This window comes from Actinophytocola sp. (genome assembly GCF_036402745.1).
In the GTDB taxonomy this organism is placed as follows: Bacteria; Actinomycetota; Actinomycetes; order Mycobacteriales; family Pseudonocardiaceae; genus Actinophytocola.
In genome coordinates, this window is record NZ_DASWSJ010000104.1 from 1 (window position 1) to 3,617 (window position 3,617).

The following is a 3,617-nucleotide window of genomic DNA, read 5'->3' on the forward strand; positions in this document are numbered from 1 at the left end:
CGCGATGGCCGAGGCCGCGGAACTGTCGATCGCGACGGGCCAGCCGGTCCCGCTGACCGCCCTCGCCGTGGAGGTTGTCCCGTGAGCGAGAGCGACGGAGCGTTCGCCGTCTGGACTGACGAGCGCGCGCAGGCGCGTCAGCGCCGAGCACGGGAGGAGGGAAGACGGCGAGTAGCGGAGGAGCGAAGCGAACCATTCAGCACAGGAAGCGCAGGCGCGTCAGTGCCGAACATCGCACGGAGGAAGACGGCGAGTAGCGAAGCGAACAATCCAACACAGTCAGTGGAGCGATCAACTCAACACGGTGAGGAGTTCCTCGGTGGTCACGACCGGGCCGAGCGCACGCAGGGTGTAGCCGACCGCGAACTCGTGCGCGTGCTGGTGGATCCCGGTCATCGCGTCCGAGACGGAGATCACCCGGTAGTCGTGCTCATCGGCCGCGCGGGCCGTCGACTCGACGCCGAAGTTCGTGGCGATGCCACCGAGCACCACCGTGTCGATGTCCCGCGCCCGGAGCGCCTCGTCGAGGCCCGTGGTGTGGAACGCACCCCAGGTGTGCTTCACGATCCGCAGGTCACCGGGCTGCGGATCGCACTCCGCGGCCAGCTCGCTGCCCTCGGGCTGCGGGTCGGCGCCCGGCCGCTCCACGGTGACCCACACGACGAGCCCGCCGGCCTTGCGCACCGCACCGGCCAGCGCCACGCAGCGGGCGAGGACCTCGGGCCCCGTGGACGGCGCGGTCGGCCGGCCGACGATGCGGGGCATCAGGTCGATGACGACCAGCGCCGTGCGCCGTGGTTCGAGGTCTAATGGACTCATGTCCAGCGAGCTTAGGGCGGCGCCCACCGAGCCGGATCCGGGGTTGTTCGGGCCGGACTCGGTGAGTTGGCAGGTCCACGCGCAGCCCGCGATGTGGCTGGCCGGCATCCGCAGCCTGTACCTGCAGGCGCTGCACCCGCGCACGGTCGCCGGCGTCGTGCAGAACTCCGACTTCCGGACCGACCCGCTCGGCCGGCTGGTCCGCACGGCCAACTTCGTCGGCGCGACCACCTACGCCACCCGCGAGGAGATCGCCGAGCGGGCGGGCCGGGTCCGGCGGGTGCACCGGGAGCTGCGGGCGGTCGACCGGGACACCGGGGAGCGGTTCCGGATCGACGAGCCCGAACTGCTGCTCTGGGTGCACTGCGCCGAGGTGTCGTCGTTCCTCTCGGTGGTGCGCCGCGCCGGGTTTCCGCTCACCGCGGCGCACGCGGACCGCTACTTCGCCGAGCAGCGGGTGTCGGCCTCGCTCGTCGGGCTCGACCCGGCCGAGGTGCCGGGGTCGGTCGCGGAGATGTCGCGTTACCTGGCGTCGATGCGGCCCGCGCTGCGGCGCACCGAGGACGCCGACGAGATCTACCGGTTCCTGCACCGGCCCCCGGTCCAGGGCGCGCTGTCGCTCGGCGTGCGGCTGTACGAGCCGGTGGTGGGACACCTGGCGTACTCGCTGCTGCCGACCTGGGCGGTGGACCTCTACGGGCGGCGGGCGTACCCGGGCCCGGTGAGCACCGCGGCGCTGCGCGGGGTGTCGATGGGGCTGCGGACGTTCCTGCGCAACACCGCGCGGGTCATGCGGGGTGAGCCGCGGCTGGGCAAGCTCGAGCCGCACCCGCTGCGTGCCGTGCGGCGAATGGGCCGTTGGGCGACCCCGTCCGCCACGCGACTACCGACCGACTAGGAATGCGCTTCCTGGAAGCGGATCACCAGCGCCTGCGGGACCCGGCCGCGCTCGGCCACGGTCTCGCCCTGGCTGCGCGCCCACTCGCGGACCGCCTGGGTGTCCGGCTTGCCGTTGCCGTTGGTGGCCACGACGACGGCCTTGCCGCGCTGCTTGCGACCGCCGGTGCGGCGGGCGTGGCCGACGAACTCGGCGAGCGTGTCGCGGAGGCGGGCGGCGTTGTCGGCGGACAGGTCGATCACGAACTCCACCCCGTCCAGGGCGAAGGCCACCGTTTCGTCGGCCTGCTCACCGTCGAGATCGTCGACCAGCTCGAGAATGGTCTTCTGCGCCACAAGAATCCTCCGGGGTGGGAAATGCGAAAGCGAGCGCTTTCGAGAATAACGGCCGCCGGGTCATCGGAACGTGAGGGTTCCCGGTGTGGCGGATGCCGCCAACGTCACATTCGAGCTGGGCGGCTCACGGCGCACTCAGGTCCAGCGCGGCTTCGGCGAGCTTGCCCAGCGTCTCGTCGTCCGGTGTGGACGGTGCGCCGATCCACACCGCCTGCACGAGCTTGAGGCTGTTGCCCTCCCGGCCGCTCGTGTAGGCCGCCGACTCGAAGAACGGCTTGCGCTTGCCCGGCCAGGGCCGGCCCTCGGCGGACGCGTCGACGATCGCGCCGCTGCCCGGTTTGTCCGCGACCTGCTGCAGGTCACCGGCGAGCGCGTTCTCCGGAAAGCGCAGCACGGCCACCAGGATCGCCGCCGTCTTGTCGTCCGATGTGGATTCGAAGCGCATCCGGACCAGCTCGCCGCACCGGTTGCGCTCCAGCCAGACCTGCACGTCGCCGTACGCGTGCGCGGCGCAGTCGGTGTCCGCGACCGAGCCCTTCGGGGTGAACGACACGCCGTTGATGTCGACCGTGCTCGACTGGGCCCGCGTGGTCTGCGTCCCGCCGCCCGAGGCCTGGTCACCGCTCGAGGAGGCCATCGCGTAGACGATCCCGGTGAGCAGCAGCATCGCCACCAGCACCGCGGCCGCCACCGGCAGCCAGCGCACCTGACTCCCGCCCCGCTTGCCCGCCGGCGTCGACCGGCCCGCCGTGCCGGCGCGCGACGGCTGGCTCGCGACCCGCGGGAGGACCGTGGTGCTCTCGGCGCCGAGGTCGGGCTTGACCGTGTCGGTGAACCCCTCCGCCTCGAGGTCGAGGGCCGCGACCGTCGCGTTGTCCGGCTCGAGCGCGGCGAGGAGGCCGCGGGCCTGCGCCACCGTGCACGGCCGCGGGTGCACGGCCAGCTCGCGGGCCGCGGTGAGCAGCGTCATCGGCTCGGGGTGCAGCACGCGCACGCCGCGCAGCAGGTCGGAGGTGGGCTGCTGGACCTGGGAGACATAGGGTCCGACGGCCACGACGGTACCGAGCGGCAGCGGCTCGACGCGGGATCGCTCCAGGTGCACGGAGATCGCACCGGCCGCCTCGAGCGCCTCGATTCCCGGGTTCACCGCGCCGTCCCGGCGCACCAGCGGCCAGCCGTCGGTCTTCCACTGGGCGGTCAGCGGGGCGTCCAGCCGGACAGCGGGGTCGGGCAGGTCGATGCCCACCACGACGATGATCCCCCGGGGCAGCACGATGATCGCGTCGATCGGCCGCGGGCAGTCCGGCGGCTGCGCACCGGCCAGCGCGATGCCACCAACCACGGGGTCACCGGGACCCCAGGACGCCAGCGCGGCACGCACGTCCACACCGACCTCGGATGTCGCCGCGCCGAGTCGGATCAGCCGCACCGCATACCTCCCCGACGTCGTGCACAGCTCAGAGGTGGGCCGGGTCCCACGTTATCGCTCCACTGCGCCCGGCGCCGGACGGGCCCCTCTGACCTCTCTTCGTGCACACGTCGTCACCCGATTGGGTATCACTCGT

General features: G+C 72.5%; 4 protein-coding genes. 1 reads left to right on the forward strand and 3 read right to left on the reverse strand.

The window, feature by feature from the left end; translation table 11 throughout:
- Positions 1 to 291: 291 nt before the first annotated feature.
- Complete coding sequence (locus tag VGD70_RS10080) at positions 292 to 819, reverse strand: isochorismatase family protein (protein WP_331080408.1); 528 nt, start codon at positions 817 to 819, stop codon at positions 292 to 294.
- On the opposite strand from VGD70_RS10080, the gene VGD70_RS10085 reads away from it, so the two are divergent.
- Positions 818 to 1,717, forward strand: a complete 900-nt coding sequence (locus VGD70_RS10085) for an oxygenase MpaB family protein (protein WP_331080410.1) — start codon at positions 818 to 820, stop codon at positions 1,715 to 1,717. The genes VGD70_RS10080 and VGD70_RS10085 overlap by 2 nt on opposite strands.
- On the opposite strand, the gene VGD70_RS10090 is transcribed toward VGD70_RS10085, so the two are convergent.
- The gene (locus VGD70_RS10090; protein WP_331080413.1) at positions 1,714 to 2,052 is read right to left on the reverse strand and encodes an Lsr2 family protein; all 339 of its coding nucleotides are present in this window, start codon (positions 2,050 to 2,052) and stop codon (positions 1,714 to 1,716) included. The genes VGD70_RS10085 and VGD70_RS10090 overlap by 4 nt on opposite strands.
- A gap of 124 nt (positions 2,053 to 2,176) precedes the next feature.
- Positions 2,177 to 3,481, reverse strand: coding sequence for a hypothetical protein (locus VGD70_RS10095; RefSeq protein WP_331080415.1), 1,305 nt, complete (start codon positions 3,479 to 3,481; stop codon positions 2,177 to 2,179).
- Positions 3,482 to 3,617 lie beyond the last annotated feature (136 nt).